Annotated in this window: 20 protein-coding genes; 12 read left to right on the plus strand and 8 right to left on the minus strand. The window is 45.6% G+C overall.

Annotation, left to right across the window (positions count from 1 at the left end; translation table 11 throughout):
* Positions 1-247: 247 nt before the first annotated feature.
* Positions 248-481, plus strand: a complete 234-nt coding sequence (locus tag QMG91_RS18550; RefSeq protein WP_223098886.1) for a hypothetical protein — start codon at positions 248-250, stop codon at positions 479-481.
* 33 nt (positions 482-514) lie between these two features.
* Here the strand turns inward: QMG91_RS18550 and QMG91_RS18555 are convergent, their stop codons facing one another.
* Entirely contained in the window at positions 515-2155 is a 1641-nt protein-coding gene (locus QMG91_RS18555) for a GGDEF domain-containing protein (RefSeq protein WP_022606521.1), read from the minus strand.
* Between the two features lie 700 nt (positions 2156-2855).
* On the opposite strand from QMG91_RS18555, the gene QMG91_RS18560 reads away from it, so the two are divergent.
* Positions 2856-3341, plus strand: a complete 486-nt coding sequence (locus tag QMG91_RS18560) for an Lrp/AsnC family transcriptional regulator (protein WP_004404597.1) — start codon at positions 2856-2858, stop codon at positions 3339-3341.
* Positions 3342-3407: 66 nt separating this feature from the next.
* Here the strand turns inward: QMG91_RS18560 and QMG91_RS18565 are convergent, their stop codons facing one another.
* Entirely contained in the window at positions 3408-4115 is a 708-nt protein-coding gene (locus tag QMG91_RS18565) for a DUF445 domain-containing protein (protein WP_281831390.1), read from the minus strand.
* Positions 4116-4631: 516 nt separating this feature from the next.
* Here QMG91_RS18565 and QMG91_RS18570 point away from each other — a divergent pair.
* Positions 4632-10088, plus strand: a complete 5457-nt coding sequence (locus QMG91_RS18570; protein WP_281831392.1) for a glutamate synthase-related protein — start codon at positions 4632-4634, stop codon at positions 10086-10088.
* A 30-nt stretch (positions 10089-10118) separates the two neighbouring features.
* Positions 10119-11879, plus strand: a complete 1761-nt coding sequence (locus QMG91_RS18575; protein WP_022592004.1) for a diflavin oxidoreductase — start codon at positions 10119-10121, stop codon at positions 11877-11879.
* A 59-nt stretch (positions 11880-11938) separates the two neighbouring features.
* On the opposite strand, the gene QMG91_RS18580 is transcribed toward QMG91_RS18575, so the two are convergent.
* Positions 11939-12835 (minus strand): LysR family transcriptional regulator, encoded by an 897-nt coding sequence (locus QMG91_RS18580; RefSeq protein ID WP_281831394.1) that lies wholly within the window; start codon positions 12833-12835, stop codon positions 11939-11941.
* 106 nt (positions 12836-12941) lie between these two features.
* Here QMG91_RS18580 and QMG91_RS18585 point away from each other — a divergent pair, with 106 nt between their 5' ends.
* Both QMG91_RS18585 and yghU read left to right on the plus strand, forming a co-directional pair.
* Positions 12942-13835 (plus strand): alpha/beta hydrolase, encoded by an 894-nt coding sequence (locus QMG91_RS18585; protein ID WP_281831395.1) that lies wholly within the window; start codon positions 12942-12944, stop codon positions 13833-13835.
* 436 nt (positions 13836-14271) lie between these two features.
* Entirely contained in the window at positions 14272-15132 is an 861-nt protein-coding gene (yghU, locus tag QMG91_RS18590) for a glutathione-dependent disulfide-bond oxidoreductase (protein ID WP_004404589.1), read from the plus strand.
* A gap of 74 nt (positions 15133-15206) precedes the next feature.
* Here yghU and QMG91_RS18595 read toward each other — a convergent pair whose 3' ends face one another.
* The gene (locus QMG91_RS18595) at positions 15207-15860 is read right to left on the minus strand and encodes an FMN-dependent NADH-azoreductase (protein ID WP_281831396.1); all 654 of its coding nucleotides are present in this window, start codon (positions 15858-15860) and stop codon (positions 15207-15209) included.
* Between the two features lie 118 nt (positions 15861-15978).
* On the opposite strand from QMG91_RS18595, the gene QMG91_RS18600 reads away from it, so the two are divergent.
* Positions 15979-16833 (plus strand): LysR family transcriptional regulator, encoded by an 855-nt coding sequence (locus QMG91_RS18600; protein ID WP_281831398.1) that lies wholly within the window; start codon positions 15979-15981, stop codon positions 16831-16833.
* Positions 16834-16857: 24 nt separating this feature from the next.
* On the opposite strand, the gene QMG91_RS18605 is transcribed toward QMG91_RS18600, so the two are convergent.
* From QMG91_RS18605 to QMG91_RS18615, 3 genes are all read right to left on the minus strand, one after another.
* Positions 16858-18111 carry an SGNH/GDSL hydrolase family protein gene (locus QMG91_RS18605; RefSeq protein ID WP_281831400.1) on the minus strand — a complete coding sequence of 418 codons (1254 nt, stop codon included), beginning with the start codon at positions 18109-18111 and terminating at the stop codon, positions 16858-16860.
* Between the two features lie 229 nt (positions 18112-18340).
* Positions 18341-18691, minus strand: coding sequence for a transcriptional regulator (locus QMG91_RS18610; RefSeq protein ID WP_004404577.1), 351 nt, complete (start codon positions 18689-18691; stop codon positions 18341-18343).
* Between the two features lie 134 nt (positions 18692-18825).
* Positions 18826-19131: a DUF6482 family protein gene (locus QMG91_RS18615; protein ID WP_004404575.1), complete on the minus strand. Its 306-nt coding sequence runs from the start codon at positions 19129-19131 to the stop codon at positions 18826-18828.
* A 168-nt stretch (positions 19132-19299) separates the two neighbouring features.
* On the opposite strand from QMG91_RS18615, the gene QMG91_RS18620 reads away from it, so the two are divergent.
* On the plus strand, positions 19300-19785 hold the full coding sequence (locus tag QMG91_RS18620; RefSeq protein WP_022592010.1) for a fasciclin domain-containing protein: 486 nt from the start codon (positions 19300-19302) through the stop codon (positions 19783-19785).
* A 90-nt stretch (positions 19786-19875) separates the two neighbouring features.
* A complete protein-coding gene (locus QMG91_RS18625; RefSeq protein WP_281831401.1) occupies positions 19876-20529 on the plus strand; it encodes a flavin reductase family protein in 654 nt (217 codons plus the stop codon).
* Between the two features lie 36 nt (positions 20530-20565).
* On the opposite strand, the gene QMG91_RS18630 is transcribed toward QMG91_RS18625, so the two are convergent.
* The gene (locus QMG91_RS18630; protein WP_281831403.1) at positions 20566-21765 is read right to left on the minus strand and encodes an MFS transporter; all 1200 of its coding nucleotides are present in this window, start codon (positions 21763-21765) and stop codon (positions 20566-20568) included.
* A 299-nt stretch (positions 21766-22064) separates the two neighbouring features.
* On the opposite strand from QMG91_RS18630, the gene QMG91_RS18635 reads away from it, so the two are divergent.
* From QMG91_RS18635 to soxR, 3 genes are all read left to right on the plus strand, one after another.
* Positions 22065-22721, plus strand: coding sequence for a hypothetical protein (locus QMG91_RS18635; protein WP_281831405.1), 657 nt, complete (start codon positions 22065-22067; stop codon positions 22719-22721).
* Between the two features lie 136 nt (positions 22722-22857).
* Positions 22858-24708: a hypothetical protein gene (locus QMG91_RS18640; protein ID WP_281831406.1), complete on the plus strand. Its 1851-nt coding sequence runs from the start codon at positions 22858-22860 to the stop codon at positions 24706-24708.
* Between the two features lie 49 nt (positions 24709-24757).
* Positions 24758-25186 carry a redox-sensitive transcriptional activator SoxR gene (gene soxR / locus QMG91_RS18645; protein ID WP_022600036.1) on the plus strand — a complete coding sequence of 143 codons (429 nt, stop codon included), beginning with the start codon at positions 24758-24760 and terminating at the stop codon, positions 25184-25186.
* Positions 25187-25501 lie beyond the last annotated feature (315 nt).

Here is a 25501-nt window from a genome sequence, read left to right on the forward strand (position 1 = left end):
TTTATTGTTTGGGCGTGATTAAGGACCTCTGAATATAACCATATCTTATAAAAGGTCATAGTTTTAGATCCTCTATTTCGTTGAATCCAAAGATAATATCTATGACACCACGCACACTGATTGTGTCCGTGTAGTGTTAAGTTCGTTAAATTTGTTAGGTTCGCCACAAATATTAATTTCAAAATTAATAATAGTAGATAGGTTTGGTCTAATAATGACCACCCGAAGAGCGAAAAGGAATCCGGAAATGCCTAAGGTATATTGTGAAGCGTGTGAAAAGAAGACCCATCATAAAGCCATTATGTGCAAAACCACACCACAATGTACAACGCTGTTGGAGAAGGCTAATCAATTGATGTTTCAGGTTTTTAATGGTGAACATTACCATAAAATGGAACAGAGGCTTTACTGTCGAGTATGCAATCACGAGTATCGTGAGCAGCCTGTTACGACAGAGATTAAAGAGACAAGTATTGCGTAAATTGTATTAAAAGCTCAGTGCTGAGGAACATCTTTATGCTTCAGCACAAGTTTTCTTTTTGCTTTTCTCACTGATGTGCGTGCATATTCGATTTCTACCCGAGCGCTTGGCTTCGTAAAGTGCATCGTCGGCCCGGGAAATCAGTTCGTCGATACTTATCCCTAATTCCCACTCCACGACACCAAATGAACAGGTTACGCTAAATACGTTTTCATCTTCTGGATGGAAAGTTTTCATACCAACCTGATCTTTCAATCTGGAAGCAAAGATTTTTGCGCCATCAAGCTTGGTATCTGGCAATAAGATGATGAATTCTTCCCCGCCAAAACGAGCGCATACATCACAGCCACGAGCCACGGTTCGGATCGTATCGGCAACGCCCATGATGACTCTGTCGCCCGTGCTATGACCGTATTGGTCATTTATACCCTTAAACAGGTCGATATCCAGAATCACTAAACAGTAGGGAGTATGAGTCCGGTTGGCACTGTTTGTGGCTTTTTCGAGCAAACTGGCAAACATGCGGCGGTTGTAAAGGCTGGTGAGTGGATCGACGGATGCCAGGTGACGAAGCTGTTTTTCTACTTTTCGTCGACCAATCATTTCTTGCTTGAGACGTCGCATAAGCAAAATCAAAATCGTACAAACACCTGTCAGAGAGATAAGCACAAACGATAACCAGAACACCTGTTTCTTTGCATCTGCGATTTGTTCTTTCTCTGCGCGATAAACCAACCCGTCCAGATGGTAGAGGTCATGGGCGAGATTCTCCTGAATCAGAATTGACGCCATTTTCTCAACACGTGTTTCGTTGATGTAGCCAATATCAACCAGGTTGGATCTTACTAGGTTTGATATGGCTAGCGCTTCATACCTCAGTTCATCCAGACTCTTTTCGCTGTTGTATTTCGCTTTTATGAGTTGAATGATTTCTTCGGGATTATCGAGAGCATACCGCCAGCCTCTTAAGGTCGCTTCACGGAATTCGTCAACCAGTTCAGGGTTTTCCTCAACCAGAGATTCTCGGGTAAAGATAAAGTCACTGTAAAAATCGACGCCATAAGCTCGTGGGTTGAGAACCGTGAAGTCGATATTCTGTTTTTTCAGTAAATAAGGCTCGTTAGGTAAGTAGGCGTTGAACGCATCCACTCGACCGTTGACCAAATCCTGAATATCAAACGAAGTTTTCTGAATTCGAATGCTAGAAACGTCAACCCCGACACTTGAGAGCATGGAAAGGTATGACGGATACATCTCACCACTGACGGTCATGATGGTTTTGCCTTCAAGATCTTTCGGGCTTCGAATACCTGATGATGACAAAGAAACCAGCACAGAAGGGGAGTACTGAAAGGTCGCTGCAATCGCGACAAGAGGTTCTCCACGAAGACGTTGAAGTACTAGCTCGCCATTCGCTATTCCAAAGTCCAGCGTACCCGCAAGAACTTCATCACTCACGTCGTGATTTGGAGAGCCCTGCACAAGATTGACGTGAAAACCTTTTTCCGCGTAATAGCCCTGATCTATAGCCGCGTAATAACCAGCAAATTGAAATTGATGAACCCAACGCAAACCGACATTAATGGTTTCTTGCGCTACAACGGTCTCTACCGATCCAGCTGAGCAGATCATGGCAGACAGATAGGTAAAAAAACGGGTCGTCGTAAGGCTCATTCGAAATGACTAACGTGATCTTAATTCAAGAATTCGCCGATTGTAATCTGTTGTATCAATATGAACCATAGTGACCATGCAACTCTGGCTATGAAATTCAGTATTTCCTTAATAACGAAGTTAACTTTGAGAGTGTTATCACGTTTATCTTCGATTTCGATGTAATTTATAAAACGTTTAAGTTGCCAAAGATTTCAAAACTAATTCAGCCTCTTAACCGAACGCTGGCCGTTTTTATCTATTTGCACGTTTCATAAAAATAACCTTATCAATAGTGCAAGATTTTCTCACTATGCAATCTGGTTTTTGCATTTTGCAATTAGGATTCGTACAGAATTGCATATTTGACAGCTTTTTATACAAAATCAGGCGTATTTTCGCTGAAAAAAGTTGGCATCACTTTTGCTTTTATATACGTGACCCTTTTAAAGCCGAGGGTCACCTAGCCAACTGACGTTGTTAGTGAATATTATTTGTTCACACTATCTATCAGCCAATCGCACTTATTGCGGTTGGCTCTTTTTTTATCTGCCCTCCGATAAAACGCTCTCACTCTCCTAGTCACGCTCTAGTAATAAAAACGTCAAAAAGTGATACCGTATGGTGATTTTGGTATCACAAAGTGAAATCCCCTTGGATACCGGTAAATTCTCAGTGATACTTGCTGTTAATGGATTGTAATTATTGATAGAGAGTTGTTATGCCGCATTCATCGTTGGATAAAATTGATTTGGAAATACTTCGTATCCTACACCTGAAAGGGCGCATCTCTATGGTAGAGCTTGCGAAGCAAGTGCATCTGACGACATCACCTTGCTCAGACAGAGTGAAACGGTTGGAAAAGGAAGGATACATTAAAGGCTACCATGCTGAACTTTGCCCAGAGCGTCTCGGGCTGGATGTGCAGGTTTTCATACACATACGTTTAGATCAGACGAGCTTTTCGATATTTGAAAAGTTTGCCAAAGCCGTTGAATTAATGCCTGAAATTGAAGAGTGCTACTCCCTGTCGGGAGATTTTGACACCATGATAAAAGTTCGGGTAAAAGACATGAAAGCCTATCAGGATTTCATGTCGACAAAACTGGGAACCTTGCCAGGGGTGATTCAGACTCGCAGTGAAGTGGTGATTGAAGAACACAAGTCTGGATTTGGTGTCAATCCAGACCTAATTACTATGCTGTAATACAGACTAAGCTGTGTTACGGAACAAAGAGACAAACCCAAGCGAGCCAGCTTGGGTTTTTGCTTTTTATAGGGTAAGAAAGGCGGATGCGACGCCAATCAGACCGCCAAAAACACCGCCCCATACTACCAACCAGCCTAAATGCTGCTTAATCATTTCCTGCACCATTGTCTTGACCAACTGAGGTGTCAGCTCGTTTAAGCGTTGATCGATGATGTTTTCAATGTTTTGTTGAATTTCATCCATCATGCCCGGTTTTTCTATCTCAGCCTTTAGAGCTTGCTTAACAGCGTCGCTTTGGCTTATTTGCACAACGGATTGTTTCATCTTCTCGACAAACGGCTGCTTCAAAGGTTGCAGCGCATCCGTGCCTCCAAACATAGCCAACATGCCGCCAAACTGCGAGTTTGCGATGACTTCAACAAGGGAATCAAAGGTTGGTTCAAAATCGATGGACTCGATAACGGGCTGAAGTTCCAGTGCCTGTCCACCAGACATTTCTTTGTTTAGAAAACGGTCAATGTTCTCGCTGGTGAAAAACTCCGCCATCATCAAATGTTTGATTGCAGATTTAAACTCTTCAAATCTCGCAGGAATGACACCAGAACCATAGAGCCCAGGGACCTTTTCAAACAACATATGAACGGCAAGCCAGTTAGTAATGGCGCCTGAAAAAGCAAACATACCTGCATACAAAGCGATTTGATTTTCTAGAAAGTAGCCCGCTGCCAGCAAGGCAAGAGCTAATACATTAGTGACAAAACTTTTATTCATGATTTTCTTGTCTGATGTAAAAAATTAACGGGATTTTAGCAATAACCAACAAAAAGGGAATGCTTCTATGATGAAAGATAACTTACGAAAAAATGCCATAAATTCAAGGGAAACGCATACTCATTCATCTAAAAGCACGTTATTTGGTTAAGAATTTTTTAGCGATCTCAATCACAGAAAACTTGCCATACTGCACTACGCATGATAATTATTATCATTTCTATTTGTGTGAGTTAAACAGGATGGTTAACTCACATTGCACTGGACAAAGGCTGCGGCACTCTGGAACGAATAAACTTTCATGCTGATTTATGCAGTACTTTGTAGAGTTTTGATGTGAAGCACGGTTTATATGTTGTAGTAAACCTACATAAGTAAGCAAAAACACAGCAGAAAATTTCTACAAATACTGACCCAACATTTATCTGGCAATAATTTCGAAAGACGGCGTTCCATACATTACATGCCAAAGGACCTGCAGAGTATTTAGCTGCAAGCAATCAAGGAAATGATCGAATGAATCAGGAATCTCGCTCGCTGTATGATCGCGAGCATGAACACTCAAGCTGTGGGGTGGGTTTTATCACGGATAAAACCGGTGAGCAGACTCACCAACTCCTTGCCCTAGCTCACGAAGCTTTGTGTACCATACCCCATCGAGGTGGTATGAATGCCGAAGGTATTGGTGATGGCGCTGGTGTCAATATTGACCTGTCTGTCAACTTTTACCGTTTTCTGTTAAACGAGCCAACCCTTGAAAAAGGGGAGTTTGGCGTCGCGAACTTCTTTTTTCCTTTCGACTCTATCCAGTTTGAGAACGCGAAAGCACTCATTCTGGAAACACTATACAAGTATTCTTTAAAGGTTGAATTGTGGCGCGAAGTGCCGGTCAACCCAGAGGCAGTGAATAATGCCTCACAAAAAGTACAACAAACGATTCAACAAGTGGTTTTTCTAAGAGGCGACAGCCAGCCTGACGCCCAAGCTTTCGAAGACCAGATTAATGCAGCGTTGTCTGAACTTGAATCTGTTGGCTTTACTGCGCCTGAGCTGGAAGGGTTTTACCCGCTTTCAATGAGTTCTCGAACTCAGGTTTACAAAGGTCGCTTAAATTCAGGCGAGGTGGTGCCGTATTTTGCGGATCTAACGCACCCGGAGCACCACGTTACTACCCTGTTTTTTCATACCCGTTTCTCCACCAACACCGCCCCAGCAACGATGATGGCTCAGCCATTTCGTCGTATGGCGCACAATGGTGAATTGAATACCGACAAGAAAAACCGCCTAAGTGAAGACGCGATCGCGCGTCAACAGCACAAAAAAGTCATTTTCCCGAAAGGACAGTCGGATTCCGCACGTCTGGACCAAACTCTTGCTCGCCGTGTAATTGAAGATCGCATGGACATCGTAACAGCGGTGTTGGCGATGATGCCTCCTGCATGGGAAAACGACGAATCCATCTCTCAGGAAGTCCGTGACATGCTGGAGTATTTCAGCCTGTCAGAAGAGAAAAACGATGGTCCTGCGGCCCTTATTTTCTCTGATGGCGAAAAAGTAGGTGCTCGTCTGGACCGCTTGGGGCTGCGTCCATTACGTAGTGTCGAAACAGATCGCTACCTTGCGGTAATGAGTGAATCAGGTCAGATCGATTTCCCACCTGAAGATGTCGTTCGTTACGGTCGTATTCAGGCTGGTGGTATGATTTACTTCGACCACTCCACTGGTAAGAGTTACGAAACCAAAGAAATTCTTGAAACACTGGCAAAAGAGCGCAACTACTCTGCGTTGCTCGCGTCTGCAAAAATGACGTTGGGTGATATAGACCCAGTTGATGTTTCATCGATTCAGGAAAACACCAATTTTAGTACCTACAGCCGTCATGTGGCGTACTCACTGAACCAGGAAAGCTTCAAATTCTTCCTCGATCCAATGATCGAAAACGGCGCAGAAAAAATCTCTGCGATGGGTTTTGGTCTGGCACCAAACGTGCTGACCGATGAAGAAGGCGGCATGTCCAAGTACTTCAGCCAGCGCTTCGCTCAGGTAACCAATCCACCACTTGATTCCTTGCGTGAATCCGATGGTATGACCCTGCGTGTTGCTCTGGGTGCTAAACCGGGATTCAGCCCTCAAGATACGGTTCAGCTTGTTTTGCAATCGCCAGTTCTGCAACCTCAGCAACTGGAACAGATTCAAAATCAGGATCGCATTGAAGTCGCAACCTTCGACGCGCTTTATAGCCCGACGCTTAATAGCCGTGAAGACAACGCTAAGCGTGTGGAAGAAGCCATTGTGGCGCTTTGTGACGAGATTGAAGAAGCAGCGCGTCGTCGCTGTGGCATCGTGCTTCTGACTGACAAAAACATCGGAAAAGACAAAGCGGCTCTGCCTGCGATTCTTATGGTGGCGGCTGCCAACCAAAGATTGATCAAGCAAGGCTTACGTTTTAATACCAGTATCGTTTACCTGACAGGTCAGGCAGCAAGTAGCCACGATATTGCCTGTTTGCTTGGTTTTGGTGCGTCGGCAGTGTGCCCAATTTCTGTTTTCTACAGAGCGCAAACCTTATCCAACAACCAGACGGTTGAAGCCGGGTTGAAGAACTTCCAGAAAGCCGTTGAAAAGTCACTCATGAAGACCATGGGTAAATTTGGTCTCTGTACTGCAGAGAGCTACATCGGCGGTGAATTCTTCGAATCCAACTTCCTAGACTCCGATTCAGATTGCCTGAAAGACTACTTCCCGAACATCAGCTCGCCAGTCGGTGGTGCTCGTTTTGATGATTTGGCATGGAGCTCAGCGAAGTGGCACTTCAAGGCTCTGGCGATTAATGAAGAAAACCAGATCCCGCTTCTTGGCTTGTTTAAAGAACGTCAGGATGGTGCGGGTCACAGCTTCGGTAATACCGCGGTTCGCGAGTACATCAATATGACTCAAGAACCTGTGACTTACGCGGATCAGGCTGAACTGGCAATGGACAAAACCAATCAGTTCGCCAGCGAAGACATCGCCTATAAAGACAAAGGCTATGAAAAGCGTACACCCGAGCAAATTGATGAATTTGAAGTCACGCCTTCGTATCGTTCGTTCATCGACAACCTTTACAGTGAACGTGAAGAACGCCCAGCGGCTCTGCGTGACATTCTGTTATTGCCATTAAATTTCTCAGCAGCGAGCACGGTAGAAGAGTTTGCACATTTACTTGACCGCTTCCATCTGGACGGCAACGTCAACTATCTGTGGGGCGGCATTACGATAGAAAACCAGTCCCAAACGGATCGTGCGTTTACCATCACACTTGATAACACGGAGCGTACTGCGCTACTTGCAGAAGCGCTGCAAAATGGCTGGGGCGAGAATGTCGAGCAACTGTCATTGCATGCCGACAAAGTCGATGTGGTGCTGACTGAGAAGTACGCTCAGTTCCTGGCAAGCATCAAAAAAGCCAATGCTCCGATTTCTCTTGATGAAGTCGAGCCTGCTCATGTGATTACGCCGACCTTTGCCTCTGGTGCGATGAGTCACGGTGCGTTGAACTCCAACGCTCACATTGCCGTAGCACAAGGAACAAACATCGCCGGTGCCATGAGTAACTCCGGTGAGGGTGGTGAACATTCAACTCGTTTTAACAGCATTAAGTCGAGCAAGATCAAGCAGTTTGCTTCTGGTCGATTTGGTGTTTGGGTTGGCTACTTAGCGGATCCACAGCTTGAAGAGATCGAAATTAAGATCGCTCAGGGTGCGAAGCCGGGTGAGGGTGGTCAATTACCTTCTCCAAAAGTAACCGTGGAAATCGCCGCTGCGCGTGGTGGTACACCGGGCGTCGAGCTTGTGAGCCCACCGCCACACCATGATACTTACTCCATCGAAGATTTGGGTCAGCTTATCCACGATGCGAAAGCCGCTCGTGTTCGAGTCATCGTTAAACTGGTGTCTTCTGAAGGCATTGGCACCATCGCTGTTGGTGTTGCCAAAGCGGGTGCCGACGTGATTAACGTTGCGGGTAATACTGGTGGTACAGGTGCCGCTGCGGTGACCAGTTTGAAGAACACCGGTCGTGCCGCGGAAATTGGTATTGCTGAAGTTCACCAGTCACTAAGCGAAAACGGCTTGCGCGATAAAGTCACGCTTCGCTGCTCCAACGCTCACCAAACGGGTATGGACGTGATCAAATCAGCCATCATGGGCGGGGACTCATTCGAGTTCGGTACAACCGCGCTGATGATGCTGAAATGTGTGATGGCGAAGAACTGTAATATCAAGTGTCCTGCTGGTCTTACGACGAACCCAGAGCTTTACCAGGGCGACCCTCGTGCGCTTGCGCAGTACTTCCAGAACGTTGCGCATGAAGTGCGTGAAATTCTGGCAAACCTTGGTTTCCAGAGCCTGCGCGAAATCCGCGGTAAAACTGAATTGCTTCATCTTGCCAACCACCACAGTATTGTTGGTCGCTTAGATGTAACAGGTCTGCTTCGCGAAGTAGAACATGTTCGAGTGGCACACCCTGTGTATCTGGAAGCGGACTTCACACCTGATGATGCTTATATCGAAAAACTGCTGGGCGACTACTTCGATTCAGAACTTCTGAATATCGAACTGTCTGGCACAAAACTGAACAACCGTAACAAGTCGACGGGTGGTCAGCTATCCATCGACATTGAACGCGCTCTTAACTACCAGAATGTCGGCGAGAATCACCCGGCTGTCTTCACGGCTGGTAATGGTCGACGCTTCCTTGATGCCGAATCTGTCGTGGTTCGCACTCACGGTAGCGCGGGTCAGAGTTACGGTGCATTCAACAACTCCGGTCTTGTGATGGAGCATGTGGGTACCTGTAACGATGGCGTCGGTAAAGGCTCCAGTGGTGGTCACATTGTGGTGCGTACACCAGGAAGCAAGCAGCTTTCAGCAGGCAACAATGTTCTGATTGGTAACTTTGCCCTGTTCGGCGCAACGGGTGGTCAGGCATTTATTCAGGGTGAAGCGGGCGACCGATTCGCTGTGCGTAACTCCGGTGCTGTTGCGGTTGTCGAAGGCGTAGGTGATTTCTGTTGTGAATACATGACCAACGGCTCTGTGATTAACCTTGGCAGCTACGGCAAAGGTTTTGGTAACGGTATGTCTGGTGGTGTCGCTTATCAATACGATGTGGATGGCGCGTTTGCGAACCGTTGCAGTAAAGACTCCGTACTTGCTCTGCCTCTGATTGAACATAATGAAGGCTATGAAGAGGCGCTGAAATGGCACTTAGAGCAACACGTTAAGTTTACTCAGTCAGAAACTGCAAAAGCGATTCTGGCAGATTGGGCAACCAGCCGTACCTTGTTTACGTTGGTACTGCCACTGGCGCTTACTCAAAGCCAGCACCCAGATAGCATTCTTTCTACGCACCCGCGTAAGAAGATGCTGGAAGAGTTGATTCAGGGCGAAGCGAACCGCTTAATCGAAGAAGTTCACTTTGCTTATGAAGACAATCAACCGTTATCTAGAGGTTTAAGCCCTCAATACGGTGATATGGATACACCCCTGATTTGTAACCTGTTGACACAAAGTGGTGTGCTGCATCGCGCTCACCAACTTGTGAAAGGTCAATATGAAGGTGACGTTGAACAGTCCCGTGCCGTTAAGCGCTTGTTCGAACTTCGTGATAAGAAATTGCTGGATATGCTTCTCAAGGATGTGAAAGAAGCGATTTCGAACTATCGCGATGAAGAACTTGCGGTGTTGCTCGCTGCAAAACGCGTACAGGATTACAAAACGTCTCTCGCTCGCCGCGACGTATGGGATACCCATTCGAGAGGAACCACTGTTTGGATCTTGGCACGTGAGCAAGACATTAGTGAGCAGATGAAAGACATCGAAGCTGTTTCTTTACGTATGGCAACTTTGTACTGCCACGTATTTGCAGACGTGATTCGAGACGACATCGAACAACAAAAATCTCAAGAACAATTAGAAGCCCAAACAGCCTAGGGAAGGCTAGATTTCATAGTAGGAAGAAAAATGAAAGTACCTTATTTGCCTCAAGACATTCCGTTTAACGACGATCAGAAGACCTGGTTGGCGGGCTTCTTCTCTGGTCTGCATTCTCGCCTGTTGGTGAAAGAAGAATCCGTAGTACATGCGGAATCCAAACCACAGGTGAAAGCGCTGACCGTTCTTTATGGTTCTCAAACAGGTAACGCGGAAGCTGTTGCCTACGATACTGCTGAAAAAGCCAAAGAATACGGCATGACAGCGACGGTTTACGATATGGACGATGTGGATCCGCAAATCTTCGTCAAGTCCTCCCGCATCCTTATTGTCACCAGTACTTATGGTGAAGGTGAAATGCCAGACAACGCAGAGTCACTCTGGCAGACCATGTCTGATGAACATGCGCCGAAACTCGATGGCACCTTCTTCTCAGTACTCGCGCTTGGCGACACCAGCTACGATGAATTCTGTCTGGCGGGTAAACTTTGGGATGAACGCTTAGAAGAACTAGGCGCGACCCGAGTCACTGCACGTGTAGATTGTGATATCGACTTTGAACAGCCAGCGGAAGAGTGGATGATTGCCACACTGCCGGGCATCGCTGACAAAGGTGATGATGGCGAAGCAGGTGCCCCTCAGGGAGGCTCTGCCCCAAAGGCTAAGTCGAAGTACAGCCGTAAGAACCCACTTCAGGCAACGTTGAAAAACAAGCGTGTGCTAAACAAAGAAGGCTCCAGTAAAGAAATCGTTCACTACGAGATTTCTCTGGAAGGCAGCGGTGAGTTCTATAAAGCTGGTGACGCGCTCAATGTAATCCCTCAGAACCAGCCTGAGCTGGTGCAAGCGTTCCTTGAACACTTTAAGTTCTCGGGTGATGAAAAACCGTCCTGGAATGGCGAAAACTTCAGTCTGCGTGAGATTTTCACTCGTCATCTGGATATTCGTACTCCATCTAAAGAGTTTGTTAAGGCTCTGGCGGAAAGTGCCAGTGACCATAAACTGATCACGCTTATTGGCAACGAAGACAGCAAAGATCTGAATGACTTCTTGTGGGGTAAAGACATCTTGGATCTGCTTCGTCAGTACCCAAGTGTAACTCTGTCTCTGGCAGAGATCCTGTCTCTGCTTAAACCTATTGCACCGCGTGCTTACTCGATTTCTTCCAGCCTGAACAAGCATGAAGACGAAGTGCACCTGACCATTGGCAGCGTGCGTTACCAAAACGGTGATCGTGCATACAACGGTACGTGTTCTACCTGGCTGGCGGATTTGGTTGAGGAAGGCGACGTCGTGCCGTGCTACTTTGCTCCGAATAAGAACTTCGCGGTTCCAGAGGATGACAAAGCACCAATGATCATGGTTGGTCCGGGTACGGGTATTGCTCCTTTCCGTTCTTTCCTGGAAGAGCGCGAAGTTCAGGCGTCTCCGGGTGACAACTGGCTGATCTTCGGCGACAGAAACAGCTCAACCGATTTCATCTACCAGGAAGAGCTGGAAGCGCTGCAAAGTAAGGGAGTGCTTACCAAGTTAGACTTAGCTTTCTCACGTGATCAGGCAGAAAAAGTCTATGTACAGGATAAGATGCGAGAAGGTGGTGCAGAGCTGTTTGCATGGCTGGAGCGCGGCGGTTACTTCTTCGTTTGTGGCGATGCCTACTATATGGCGAAAGACGTGGATAAAGCCCTTCACGAGGTGATTGAAGTTCACGGTAACAAGTCGAAAGAAGAAGCGGAAGCTTATGTGAATCAGCTTAAGAAACAGAAACGTTACGTACGTGATGTGTACTAAGTAGCGCTCTGCTTTAAACAGTCAGAAGCCATGGAGTCTTTAGGGTCTCCATGGCTTTTTTATTTGCCGAGTTTTCTGAACCACTCACACAGAAACTGGATAAAACATCTTAGCCTTTCAGGTTGATAGCGGTTTTTGGTGTACAGAAGATGGATTGGAATAGGCGGGATGTGCCAGCCTTCTATCGCCCTCACCAGCTGCTTATTTTCCAGGTGTTCCAAGGTATATAAGCTCGGCAGCCGGCATATACCCATGCCATTTACCGCGTAATTTAATAGCACCCGGCTGTTTGCACAGCGGGCAGCAGGTTCAATGTGAAGAGAGAACACCTCTTCGCTGATATTGACCAGAGACCATTTATCAACTGTACCGGTTAAACACTTATGGGATTTCAGATCTCTGGGGTGGAGGATTGGCGCTGCACCTTTCAGATAAGCTGGTGAGCAAAACAGACCAATTTCCATGTCCATCAAGTGTCTGGACACCATTCGAGAGTCGGGAAGCTCGCCAGAACGGATGATCAAATCGAATGGGTCATCCATTAGGCTGACCTGTTTGCTATCAAAAGAAACATCGATATGAATGTCCGGGTAAGCGGCAGCAAATTCAGCAACGACCTGAGAAAGGTACTCTTCCCCAAAAGCGCCCCCAAGACTGTTGATTCGAATTTTTCCCGACACTGAGGTGTTCATTTCCACTGCATCCGAGGCGGCTTTATCAATCTCTGCCAAAGCGCTCTGGCTGGTGGAATAAAAACGTTCACCGGGCTCAGTCAGCTTAAGGGTTCGGGTTGTCCGAATAAGCAGTTGAACACCCAATGCTTTTTCAAGCTGACTCAGCTGTCGTGAAACATGAGCTTTGGACGACCCTAGTTCTTCAGCCGCTTTCGTAAAGCTGCCTTCGGTAACCACGGCGACGAACGCCTTTACATCAAGAAGAGATATATTGTTGTTCATTTGGTAACAGTAGGTTTTATGTTGATGTATATATCATAAATCAATCTGTTTTTAAGATGTAGTCACTGGCTCACAAGCCAACCACTCAATTTATAAAAGGCAGATAATGATGACGTACACCAAGAAAGAAACTCACTTTTTTAGCAATGGCAACCGAATTGCGGCTCACTTGTTTATTCCTTCCAATGGGGCAAGCGACTTTCCGGCGATTGTGATTGCAGCACCTCAGGCTGGTGTGAAAGAACAAACGGTTGACCACTACGCAACTCGACTAGCTTCAAAAGGGTTTGTGACACTCACATTCGATCACGCAAGTTTTGGAGCCAGTGAAGGTGAACCAAGATTCCACGAAAACCCTTATATCAAGTCAGAAGATATCTCGAATGCGGTCACTTTTCTGAGCCTGCACGATCAAGTACAGAACGATAATATCTACGGACTGGGAGTCTGCTCTGGTGGTGGATATTTGAGTTTTTGTGCTGCGACCGATCGCAGAATCAAAGCGGTGGCAACCGTGAGTGCTTACTTTGACCACCGAGGCTTTTACCACTCGGTTATGGGTCGAGATGGTGTGCTGGATGTGCTTAAGATTGGGAATCTGGCGCGTGAAACGTATCTGCATACGGGTTACGTTTCTTACCTCCCTCATGCCCCTGAAAATGACAGTTCGGATATGCCAAGGCTCTTTCGTGAGTTTTATGAGTACTACATGACCCCTCGCGGGCAAAAAGGTCAATATGAGAGCAAGTTTCTCCCTTGGTCATTTGCCAGCCTGGTGAATTTCTCTGCGCTCGATATCGCAGAAAGGCTTGCGCCAACACCACTTCTGATGATTGTGGGTTCAGAAGCCGATTCAGCGTACGAAAGCGAGCAAATGCTGGCGGCTACAGGAGGAGGTGCTGAATTGGTCGTTATCCAAGGGTCTAACCATATCGGGCTTTATGATGTGGCGGAATACGTCGACCAAGCGGTAGACAGAATCGCTCAACACTTCGCCTAATCTTTTGCGAATCCAGTGGTGCAACGTCGCTGGATTCGATTTATTTTCATAATGCCCAAAGGAACTTCCTGTAACTTGGGTCTACAATTTAGTGAAACTTCTCACCCGCTCGAACCACAAGGATGATTTTTCAGATCGGTGTTTCGGCTTCTCAATAGATCCAAGATTTCAATGACATGGTGTTTTTGAGTATCCATTTTTTCATTGCTTTTATGGATCTGGGATATATGGACCATCGTATAAATTCAGCCTACAAGATTGCTGGCTTATATTTTTATTATTACTGACAGTATCTTATAAATAACCGATCGTTCTAATAAAAAGTTGATTCAGGGGTTTTAACTCAGAATAATGACCAGATAGTAACTAATGTATACCTAAGCATGTTGAAGTTACTTGGGTACAGACGTGCAAAAAATACTGATAAGGAATAACAATGGCAAACGAATACACACCACCTAAAGTCTGGACTATGGATGCCGAAAACGGCGGTCAGTGGGCAAGCATCAACCGACCAGATTCCGGTGCAAGACATGAACAAGAGCTACCAGTTGGCAAGCACCCGCTACAGCTGTATTCAATGGGGACACCTAATGGTCAGAAAGCCACAATCATGCTGGAAGAATTACTGGCTTTAGGGGTTACCGAAGCAGAATACGATGCGCACATCATCAAAATTGGTGATGGCGACCAGTTTGGTTCTGGATTTGTCGGTGTTAACCCGAACTCTAAAATCCCGGCTCTGGTCGACCGTTCTGGTGAAGAGCCTGTGAACGTGTTCGAATCAGGAAACATCCTGCTTTATCTGGCAGAAAAATTTGGTCAATTGATCCCGCAAGATGCACAGGGCAGAGCAGTGACTCTTAACTGGTTATTCTGGCTACAGGGCTCTGCCCCGTATCTGGGCGGTGGATTCGGGCATTTCTATTCTTACGCACCAGAGAAGTTTGAATACCCAATCAACCGATTCACAATGGAAGCTAAACGTCAGCTAGATGTGCTGGATAAGCGACTGGCTGAAAGCCGATTCCTGGGTGGAGACGAGTACAGCATTGCAGACATCGCAACCTGGCCTTGGTACGGTAACCTTGTGTTAGGCAGCTTGTATGATGCGGCTGAGTTTTTGGACGTCAGCAGCTACAAAAACCTGCAGCGTTGGGCGAAAGAAATTGAAGCGCGCCCGGCAGTACAGCGTGGTCGCACAGTGAATCGTTCCTGGGGAGAAGAGTGGGAGCAAGTCCCAGAGCGTCATTCCGCGTCAGACATTGATGAAGTGTTGGCTAAGAAGCCTCAGTAAAGCACTGTCGCACCGCGCAGAACTTTTTAGAAGCATCATCAAGCCCCAGTTTTTGTAACTGGGGCTTTCTTGTTTTACTTGGCGTATTGGTGTGCCAGTGCTTTTGCTTTTTTTATCGCATTTTCCAGAGACTGAGCGTGCCTTTCGTCTTTGAACTCCTGATACTCACTTGCGATTTCATGAAAGTGATCGGCTCCTAAGTAAGGGCTCAGTTGCTCGATATGGGCACCCAGATGATTCTTGTGAGCTTGGCTTTCACCTTTCCCAAAACTGTATTCACCACTAGAAGTACACAAGATAACAATCTTGCCCGATAAAATAGGTTCAATAGGCGGTTCTTTTTCGCTATCGAATGAAAAAGTTTTATTTACCCTAATGACTTGATCAAACCACGCTTTCAAAACCGCAGGCATACCGTAGTTGTACATCGGGGAAGAGATAACAATGATGTCGGCAGCTTCAACCTCTGCGATTAATTCGTCGGATATATCAAGGGATGATGTTTGGTCGTTCTTCTTCTCATCAGAAAAACTTTCCGATATCCAGCCAATATCGATAAAAGGAGGTGGACTGACAGCTAAATCTCTAACTATCAGGTTTTTAACGTTTGTACTCTTTTTTATCTCAGACACAAAGTGATGGGCTATCCGGCGCGAAACCGACTGGTGAGGTTGTGGCTCAGGAGAAAACTGCCTTGGGCTGGCGTCGATTTGTAGCAAAGTGATCATAACGAATCCTTGTATTGTGACCCTTATTTCGTGAGATCATTTTTGCCTTTACGACTGATTTTTGACAAACGAGAAAAAGCATCTTATAGATGAATAAAACTTAATTATAAGGTTTGAGATGAAGTCGCTTCCTCCGCTTAATTATCTGCGCACTTTTGCCATCGCCGCGGAATATGGCAGTTTTAAACATGCCGCTTCGATATTGAATGTCACGCCGACGGCAGTTTCCCATCAGATCAAAAATCTGGAGTCGCACCTTGGCGTCGAGCTGTTTGAGCGGAAAATCCGGTCGGTCGCACTTACCCACGAAGGAAAGAAACTCGCGACGACCACTCGAAACGTATTTTCACAGCTTGAGGAAACCCTGCTGGACATTCAGCAGCCTGCAAATAGGGTGAGCATTTCTTGCTGTACGTCTTTTGCGGCTTTATGGCTAGCACCAAGGCTACCGACGTTAAATACAAAACGTCCGAATTTAGAGGTGGAAATTTGTGCCAGTGACAGACTGGTGGATTTCAATCATGAGCGTCGTGTTGATATTGCGGTTCGCTACGGATTACCGGGAACCATTGAAGATGGAGAGATTCTTCTGGGTACAGAGCGGTTAGGGTGTTATGCCCCCGCTAAGTCAGAAACGTTACCCAATACTCTGTTTGTGACCGAGTGGGAAGACGAGTCATTTATTCCTAACGTGCCCTGGCAGACGCATTTTTCTGATCAAGAAATTGTCATACGCAAGTTCAATCAGGAGCAATATGTACTGCAAGCCGCCCTTGCGGGGCAGGGAGTGGCGTTGGTGAGTGATGTACTCAGTGAGATGGCACGAAAGCAGAATTGGTTAACGCAAAGACAAGATCTGCCTTCATTTGAAGGTTACAGTTACTACCTCAGGGTATCGCCTCACAGCCGCGACAAGCACTTGGTGAAGTACTGTGTCGACTGGTTTCAGGAACAGTTTAAGGAGCGGGCGTAAACCCGCTCCAACAGACCCTAGCAATTAAAGCGCTGTTTTTTCAGCTTCGAGCACTTTTCCCGCCAGATATTTGTGTACCGCGGTTGTTGGGTGGGTTACGTCCCAAAATACATAGTTGTCAGATCCAATCTCGGCGCATTGGTTTGTGATGTCGTGACTGTAAAGATAGTCTTGAGCTGCACTTCGGTCCAGGTTCAGACAAGGTTCCGTGGTATTCACAAACCCATGCTTCTCAGGGTTTGACGTGAGATCCTCAAACAAGCTGTAGCCATCGAGCAGGGTGATGTTAATTCCTTTACTCTTATAAGCTGCTGCCTGCTCTTCGATAAAGGCATTGAATTCTATAACCTTCTTGCGAATCACCGCTATTTCACCTTCAGTACTGTATTTGAACTGCGGAGCTTTGGTGGCATCAGGAAGAGTGAGTAGAACAAGGTGTTTTGCTCCCGCATCGGTCAACCGGACCATAGCGCGACTGAAGTCCGCTTTAACGTCGGTGACTTCTCGACCGTAATTCATAAAGTCGTTTAAACCGAATTCCAAAGTAAACAGAGTATTTTCAATTCTGTAGTTTTTGGCTTCTTCCATGTAAGTCAGGAAAGAAGTCACCTGTTCATTCACCCCTGTCAGCAACAGATATTGATTGGAGCCAGCCGCCCCGCCGACTGACCAGTTGTAGACTGGCAGATTTTTCGCCTTTGCCAAATATTCTGCCCAGATAAATCCATTGGAAAAGTGGCCCATAAACCAGGAATGAGGATTTGGGAACTGCCATTGAGAGGCGTTAAAAATGTTGCCTGTGTCGGACAAGCTGTCACCAAGCACCACCACTTTATTTAAAGCACTTGCCTGCATAACATAATCGTTAGACCAGATGGTGTGGTTGTACGACAGTTGGTTGTCTGCGGCATAAAAAGTGATGTCTGCGTTATTGTGAGTCACTCCCAAAGTTTGCTCGCAACGTTCCTGAATATAGGATTGTGGGGTGTCGGTGTAGAACATATTTTTATGCTGAACAGCCGACCACCAATAACCGTCAAGTTTTAGGTAGTCACCATTTTCATTTAAAGCCCATTCCCAATCCGTTCCGACCTCTTCTATCGCGTGGCTAGTACGATACCAGCAGCGCACATAAGTGGATTTTTCTCGGTTGAAAAGGTAGTAAACCTGTTCTGAAATGGAGGAGGTGTTCGCCAGTGTTGTGTCTAAATCCATTAGCGATGTAAATGGCTGAACTGCCCCTAAGCTTGTAACAATAGGTAGTAGGTAACTGAGCATAGATACTCTTTATCATTGATTATGGAAATAGTGTTTTTACTCTAATTTTGTTAGAAGAAACGGAAGCGAAATCAACTAACTGATAAATCCATGATCAAAAATTGAAAATATTTATGTTTTGGCTCATTTTGTGGGTGATTTTTGTTCGTTTTGTTTTTTTGGAGAGCAGAGAAAAGTAGAGCAGAGGTTTAATCCCTTGCTGACCAAGGGAATGTTTCAGAGTGGGGATTTAATCATTCAGAGTATGAGCGTATTCGACGATCACTTGATTGCCGTCGACGTAGGTTCGTTTGATCTCGCCGTCTACAGTAATTCGGCTTTGCAGGTAGACGACGTGACCTTCAGTCGCACTGATTTCTTTTAATGATGGGATGATCGCTTTTGCATCGACATGAAGATGGGCGCAAAACTTTTCCACAAACGCAGGTTCGAGCTTCGCGCTGCCCCGCAGTAATTCTGAGAACTCTATCTGGCTGATGCCAAGCCTTTTGGTGATTTCCATTTGAGTCATGCGCATTTTAGCCTTCTGGGACATCCAGACCTGATACAGCGCTTCACGATCCTGTTGAGTAAACTCCATAGCCTTTCCCGATTAGTGAGTGTGCGCCAAAATTGTGCCGAATGACGCAAACTGCATGTCAAAGCTAAGTGAGAAAAGTCAGGCTCAGTTTCGAGCACTGTCAGAATGTGATGTTTTGCCCAGAGGAATGCAAATTAGTAGAGCTTGTTGTCTCCAATCGGGACCTCGAACATATTTGACGTTACCTTGTCTGGACATCCAACCATTTCATCGTAGGCACTTTCTTGTCTGAGCACTTTCTCTTTTGCCTCAACGTTGCGGTAGCGCCTTTGAATGTCGACAACCGACCAGGCTCTGATAAGTTGCCCGTCTTCTTCGGTGATGAACCACTCCTCTCCGTCAATAACAGCGGATAGTTGATACAGCGACATATCCAGTGAATGAACAACCAGTTTGTCGACTGAAAAGTACTTCTCTAGTTTGCTGATTGGCATCTTCATAAAATTCTCCTTTTTGCCCTACTACGAGCGTTAAGCGCATTCGGTTCATCAAGAATGGAATCGATGTTCAGAGAATTCTTTTTCAATGATCTTATTGAAGATGGGCAGCGTAAAGGCAAAAACCAGACACCTTCTGGTCACGTCATCCATCGAAAATAGGACACGATTATGTTCAAAAAAATGTTAGTCACCATCTCGCTGGTTATTGCTGCGTTTTCAGTCAATGCTGGGCACCATGGAGCAAAGAAAGACATTGTAGACGTTGCCGCAAGCAACGGTTCATTCAACACGCTGGTCGCAGCGGTTAAAGCTGGCGGTCTGGTTGATACGCTTAAAGGCGATGGACCATTTACCGTGTTTGCCCCAACCGATGAGGCGTTCGCGAAATTGCCAGAAGGGACAGTAGAAATGCTGCTAAAACCCGAGAACAAAGACAAGTTGGTAGCGGTGTTAACTTACCATGTGGTACCAGGCAAGGTGATGGCTTCCGATGTAGTGAACCTGAAAGGTGCGTCAACCGTACAAGGACAGGACATTGCCATTAATACTCAGAACGGTAATGTCATGGTGGATAACGCGAAAGTGCTGATGACAGACGTGAAAGCCAGCAATGGAGTGATTCACGTAATCGACTCGGTCATTATCCCCAAGTAGCTAGTAACAAGTAACGAGCGGCAAATCTGAAATAGCAGCACTTGCTTATACCCAAGTGCTGCTTTACGTGTTTTATCTTGGAGGCAAAAGATGGCAAAAAAAGGGTATTCGAAGTCAGACATAGGAGAGATGGAAGATCGCTTTCGAGCGAGTTTTATCAACTCATTATCTGGTTACAAAAGCGCAAACCTGATTGGCACCATTGATAACAATGGTCAGCACAATTTGTCCATCGTGAGTTCCGTGTTTCATCTTGGTGCTAACCCTCCTTTGCTTGGAATGATCGTTCGCCCTCATAGCGTGTCTCGCCATACTCTCGAAAACATAGTAGAAACGGGTCATTACACCATCAATTCCGTGTGTCGCGAGGTTTATCAGCAGGCTCACCAGACGTCAGCTCGATATCGAAAAGAAGAGTCGGAGTTTGAAAAAGTGGGGCTGACCCCGGAGTTGAGTGAAGTCATCAAAGCTCCTTATGTAAAGGAAAGCCCGATGCAGATTGGTATGGTTTTGCGCGAGCACACTACCATGAGCGTTAACCAAACCGAGTTAGTGATAGGTGAAGTGCAAGAGATTCGTGTTGAAGGGCAAGCCGTTATGCAAGACGGCTATATCGACTTGGGCACTTTGGACCTGGTCGCTGTTTCAGGATTAGACAGCTACCACATTGCAGAACGGTTATCTCGCCTAAGCTATGCCAAACCAGAAACGTTGCCAAGAGAATTAGATACATCTGGCAAATAAATGGAAAGCGGGGCGCTTGGGCACCCCATCAGATTTTTAACTTTGTGGAACAGCGCGCTGGTCAAACTGGTCGTTGCTGTTCAGTACATTCATCAAGACAGCGGCGACAAGAACCAATACTGCCGCAATCACAAAACCCCATCGAGTAATGTCGTAATGAGACAGCACCGCAATCAGGGTGTAACTTAACGACTGAACAAGTGTTGAAAACAGCACCAACCCTCCATCGACCCGACCACGCTGCGACACTTCCACAGTATGGTGTAACCAATTGGTTCGCGCGATGCGGTTCAGAGCATTGAAGAATCCAAACCCTAGCGTGAACAGCACCAAGTAGAGAGGACTGTCGTACAACGCCATGCCGAACAGCATCGAAGCTACGATAAACATGGAATACTGCATGATGGACTGATGTGAAAACTGCCCCAAAACACGGCTGACCAGAAAACCTGTAAACAGAGAGCCTAAGCCAAAGCTGATGTTGTATGCCGCCAGCCAGTCACCTGAAATCCCAGCTTCTGCAAACCAGATTGGAACCAGTTTTCCTAAGAAAGTCAGGATTGGATAAGACAGGCAAGAAAGCATAATAAACGCGTAAAAACGGGGGGCAACACGGAATATGGACACACTTTCTGTTAGCTGAGCGGCAAAAGAACGCTTCTGGGTTTTACGCAGCTTTCTAATGTAAGGAGTGGCAAGGTAAGCGACAGTCGCGATGCCTGATGCGATGGCTGCGAACAGCGAAAACTCCCACATTCCCCATCTTTCTAGCAAGATAACACCCAGTGCGCCAGCCCCTAACGTGGTGCCCTGAAGTATGATCTCCTGATAGCCAGAGATGGAGGCATACTCATGAGATTCGTAGTTTTCCTGAGTAAAAGCATTATTGGTTACCCAAGCCAGATTACTGGACACCCAAAAAATCAACTGAGCTGCAGCTAACAGCCAGTGTGAGCCTAAACCGAAACTGTAAGCGATACAGACCAGCGCCGCGGTTGATGCCTGAATCGCCTGAATGATAACCAGAATCCCCTTGCGAGAATGACGATCAATCAGTGTTGAAAAGAAAGGGGTCGCCAAGAATGAGGTCGTTGTACAGACTAACGCTGTCATTGCCACAAATGTACCCATATCAGGTTCTGAAAGAATAATCCAAGGCAGTGCCATCATAAAAAGTCCTGACGAAATGCCATCAAAAAACCGACCAGCCAAGTAAGGAAGGGTTTTATTTCTCATTGTTTTTCCTCCGTGAATTTGAAATTGTTGCGTGCTACTCTAAAACCTCAAGTTAAGTTGAGGTAAAGCGCTTTTTTGAAAAAAGTGGAGGAAAAATAATTAGGTAGTCAGTTACCACCTTATTAATTTGATCTTTAAAGCATTAAATGTTCTTCAAGAGAGTTATTGAAATCTTTAGTGACGAAGCATAAGTTTCGAAAACATAGAAATGAAAATACGTCGCATTTCGGTATACTGACCAGCTTTAATCTTTTGGCTCTTAAATTTTTGACATGAAAAAAAATATTATAGTAATGACAATGTCAGCAGCTTTGATCGGTTGTGGTGGCAGTGATTCAGGCAGTTCTGAAAATAAGTATGGCTTTTCTTCACAATGCCCTGAACCCCAGGAAATTATCTATGTTGATAGTTTTGCTGATAACGTGGCAAGTCATAGTGTTGCTGATATCAAGGAAACGCGTATTGGTGTTAATGATTGCATGATAAAAGTAACGTTTGAATTGTTATCACCACCAAAAAATATCAAGGTAAATAATGCAGGTAAGAGTGACAACGAATTGGAGTACGCTTGGGAAGTTTATTTTGACGTAGATGGAGACGGGACCTACCACAATGATATTTCTTTGAGTGCCAGTTATTTCAAAAAACCGGGTGCAGGTGAATCTTTAGCTAACGTACCAGGTGTCACTCAAAATGGCATTGGACACACTGACGTTAACGGTCCCAAAACTATAACGACTAAAATGACCCCTATTTTTGCGGCGCTGAATGGAAATGCTTTAACCTTAGCGATAAAAAGATCGGAATGGGAAAACGGTTATACTTTTAGAGACCTCAGTAAAATCACACCTAACACACCTTTTAGAGTGAGAGCTACTTACCAACCAAATTCGTCAGGATTTGTTGATATTTATCCGAACTCCGGGGGGTACCACAACCCAGCAAAATCAAATTAGATCTTATAAAGAATTAGCACCTTGTTTATGAGCAAAGAATAAATACTCAAGGGGTCAAACTAAGGCTAGATAGGACGTAAATGTATTTACGTTTACGTCAGTTGAAATACCAAGTTCCTAAAGAATTGAATAGATAGTGATTAATAGAAAATTTAATAGAAAGTACGGTAAATACTTATTGGTATTGCCTGCTGTATTGATGATGAAAGGTTGTGGGGGAGGCTCATCTTCAACCCAACCAAGCTCCCAATCTGCGCCCTCGGCATTTAATCTGTTAGATATTACAGCTCTCCCAAGCAAGATGATATTTGACTGGGACAAAGCTTCAGGGGCGACAACTTATAGTTTGTGTTTAAAAGATGAATCCAAACCTAACTCTTGTCATGAGTTAGTAAGGACGTCTGAGCTCAGTGTTACTGTACCAAATGCCGGTGTTATTAATAATTTAACTTCTACGTATTTTGTTAGAGCAATCAATTCGAAAGGCTCTCAATTTTCAAATGAAAAATCTCTTACACCAGATAACTTTAGGTATATGACCCAGCATGTAAAAGCTTCAAATACAGGTAGCAGAGATTATTTTGGGTATTCAGTCTCGTTATCGGCAGATGGTAAGACGCTTGCAGTATCAGCGCCTTTTGAAGAGTCGAATGGCAAAGGGATAAACTCAGACGGGCAAGATGATAATTCCGCAAGTGATTCGGGAGCGGGAGCAGTGTATGTTTATCGCTTTGCCGAAGGAAAATGGGCTCAGCAGGCTTACATCAAAGCGTCAAATACGGACAGTGGAGATAAGTTTGGTTTCTCTGTGTCACTATCGTCTGATGGTAATACGCTAGCTGTTGGTGCGTCAGGTGAAGATTCCGCGGGTCTCGGGGTTAATTCTAGTCTGCAAAACGACAATAGTGCTCGGAATGCTGGGGCAGTTTACCTTTACCATTTTGATGGAGGAAGATGGAGTCAGCAAGCTTACCTTAAAGCTTCTAACGCTGAGAAGGATGATGAATTTGGTTATTCTGTTTCATTGTCATCTGATGGCAATACTTTGGCTGTAGGTGCACATGAAGAAGCTTCAAGTGGTAAAGGTGTTAACTCGGGTCTGCAAAATGATAATCGAGCATCTGGAGCTGGGGCGGTTTATGTTTTTCGCAATAACGGGGGAGGTTGGGTTCAACAAGCTTACGTTAAAGCGTCAAATACTTGGTGGGATGAATGGTTTGGATTTGCAGTATCGTTGTCTGCTGATGGCAATACACTAGCAGTAGGCGCTGGAAAGGAGGATTCCAGTGGTACCGGGGTCAACTCTGATACCCAATCTGACTATAACGCACCTTATTCTGGGGCGGTTTATCTGTATCAATTTGAACAGAACATCTGGACCCAACAGGCTTACATTAAAGCTTCCAATACTGGTACTAACGACGGGTTTGGTCGCTTCCTTTCACTGTCGTCCGATGGAAAAACGTTGGCTGTCGGAGCTCTGCTTGAGGACTCCCTCGCTACTGGAATAAATTCAAATCAGGATGAAGATCATAGAGTTGGTGATTCTGGGGCCGTTTACCTTTATCGTTTAGAAGATAGTGATTGGACGCAACAAGCTTACATTAAAGCTTCAAATACTGGTCCCGGTCATTTGTTTAGTGCAGTATCACTTTCTTCAGATGGCAACACGTTAGTTGTCGGTGCCAGGGGAGAGAACTCTGAAGCGTATGGAGTGAACTCTGACCTACAAAATAGCGTTAGAGCAAGTAATTCGGGAGCAGCGTATCTCTTCCGTTTTGAGTCTGGTATTTGGAGCCAGCACGCATACATTAAAGCCTCTAATCCTGACAGCGGTGACGAATTTGGTAGTTCAGTATCGATATCATCTGACGGTAATGTACTTGCTATTGGTGCCTACTCAGAGGATTCAAGCGGTCAAGGAGTCAATATGGCTGCTCAATATGACAATCGTTCAAGCGACTCGGGGGCCGTTTATATATACTGATTGCAAGCAGTAAAACACTGTAAGCACACTAATGGGTGAGAAATCAAATATGGATATCGGAGTCGGGGAAGTGGCGAAAAGGGCTGGGGTGAAAGTCTCAGCGATTCACTTTTATGAGCAAAAAGGGCTGATATCCAGCTGGCGTAACCCCGGTAATCAGCGACGGTTTCATCGTAGTGTGCTTCGTCGAATTGCAGTGATCAAAGCCGCTCAGCAGGTTGGGCTGTCTTTAGAAGACATTTCGCAGGCGCTAGAACATTTACCCAAACATCAGGCTCCCAGCAAAAAGCAGTGGGAAGAAATGGCAAGCACCTGGCACGAGATGCTGGATCGAAAAATACGAAGCTTGCAAGCACTGCAGAACGATCTTGGTGGGTGCATTGGCTGCGGATGTTTGTCGCTGGAAACCTGCGCACTCCGAAACCCTCAAGACCAGTACGGTCAAGATCATCAAGGGGAGAGCTGGCTAACAAAATAAGTTTTTTGGCTGGTCGCTTTCTCTGTTATCGTCTGTTAAATATTCATCTCACACCTTTATTTTTCCTGCTTAGCACTTTTCTCAATCGGTCAGCAAGCTCTCGTTTTGCTGATTTTATGAACGATTAATTCTTGACTGGTGATATTTTTGTTAGTAATAATGTTCACGTGAACATTTAATGGTGAGTTTAAGATTGAATTTGTGAATGCGCACGAATCAAAAGTTTGCCGATGAGGATAAAAGGGCGAAGTCTGGCTCCTTCTGATGGTTTGTGAGTTTCTATCTCGGAGCCAGATTTCCCTTTGTGAGAACAGC

This window comes from Vibrio nigripulchritudo (assembly GCF_027924785.1).
GTDB classification, from domain to species: Bacteria; Pseudomonadota; Gammaproteobacteria; order Enterobacterales; family Vibrionaceae; genus Vibrio; species Vibrio nigripulchritudo.

What these genes read in the sequence shown, in the direction of transcription:
- QMG91_RS18550 (WP_223098886.1), top strand. Translation starts at nt 248, where the DNA reads ATGCCTAAGGTATATTGTGAAGCGTGTGAAAAGAAGACCCATCATAAA.
- QMG91_RS18555 (WP_022606521.1), bottom strand. Translation starts at nt 2,155, where the DNA reads ATGAGCCTTACGACGACCCGTTTTTTTACCTATCTGTCTGCCATGATC.
- QMG91_RS18560 (WP_004404597.1), top strand. Translation starts at nt 2,856, where the DNA reads ATGCCGCATTCATCGTTGGATAAAATTGATTTGGAAATACTTCGTATC.
- QMG91_RS18565 (WP_281831390.1), bottom strand. Translation starts at nt 4,115, where the DNA reads ATGAATAAAAGTTTTGTCACTAATGTATTAGCTCTTGCCTTGCTGGCA.
- QMG91_RS18570 (WP_281831392.1), top strand. Translation starts at nt 4,632, where the DNA reads ATGAATCAGGAATCTCGCTCGCTGTATGATCGCGAGCATGAACACTCA.
- QMG91_RS18575 (WP_022592004.1), top strand. Translation starts at nt 10,119, where the DNA reads ATGAAAGTACCTTATTTGCCTCAAGACATTCCGTTTAACGACGATCAG.
- QMG91_RS18580 (WP_281831394.1), bottom strand. Translation starts at nt 12,835, where the DNA reads ATGAACAACAATATATCTCTTCTTGATGTAAAGGCGTTCGTCGCCGTG.
- QMG91_RS18585 (WP_281831395.1), top strand. Translation starts at nt 12,942, where the DNA reads ATGATGACGTACACCAAGAAAGAAACTCACTTTTTTAGCAATGGCAAC.
- yghU (WP_004404589.1), top strand. Translation starts at nt 14,272, where the DNA reads ATGGCAAACGAATACACACCACCTAAAGTCTGGACTATGGATGCCGAA.
- QMG91_RS18595 (WP_281831396.1), bottom strand. Translation starts at nt 15,860, where the DNA reads ATGATCACTTTGCTACAAATCGACGCCAGCCCAAGGCAGTTTTCTCCT.
- QMG91_RS18600 (WP_281831398.1), top strand. Translation starts at nt 15,979, where the DNA reads ATGAAGTCGCTTCCTCCGCTTAATTATCTGCGCACTTTTGCCATCGCC.
- QMG91_RS18605 (WP_281831400.1), bottom strand. Translation starts at nt 18,111, where the DNA reads ATGCTCAGTTACCTACTACCTATTGTTACAAGCTTAGGGGCAGTTCAG.
- QMG91_RS18610 (WP_004404577.1), bottom strand. Translation starts at nt 18,691, where the DNA reads ATGGAGTTTACTCAACAGGATCGTGAAGCGCTGTATCAGGTCTGGATG.
- QMG91_RS18615 (WP_004404575.1), bottom strand. Translation starts at nt 19,131, where the DNA reads ATGAAGATGCCAATCAGCAAACTAGAGAAGTACTTTTCAGTCGACAAA.
- QMG91_RS18620 (WP_022592010.1), top strand. Translation starts at nt 19,300, where the DNA reads ATGTTCAAAAAAATGTTAGTCACCATCTCGCTGGTTATTGCTGCGTTT.
- QMG91_RS18625 (WP_281831401.1), top strand. Translation starts at nt 19,876, where the DNA reads ATGGCAAAAAAAGGGTATTCGAAGTCAGACATAGGAGAGATGGAAGAT.
- QMG91_RS18630 (WP_281831403.1), bottom strand. Translation starts at nt 21,765, where the DNA reads ATGAGAAATAAAACCCTTCCTTACTTGGCTGGTCGGTTTTTTGATGGC.
- QMG91_RS18635 (WP_281831405.1), top strand. Translation starts at nt 22,065, where the DNA reads ATGTCAGCAGCTTTGATCGGTTGTGGTGGCAGTGATTCAGGCAGTTCT.
- soxR (WP_022600036.1), top strand. Translation starts at nt 24,758, where the DNA reads ATGGATATCGGAGTCGGGGAAGTGGCGAAAAGGGCTGGGGTGAAAGTC.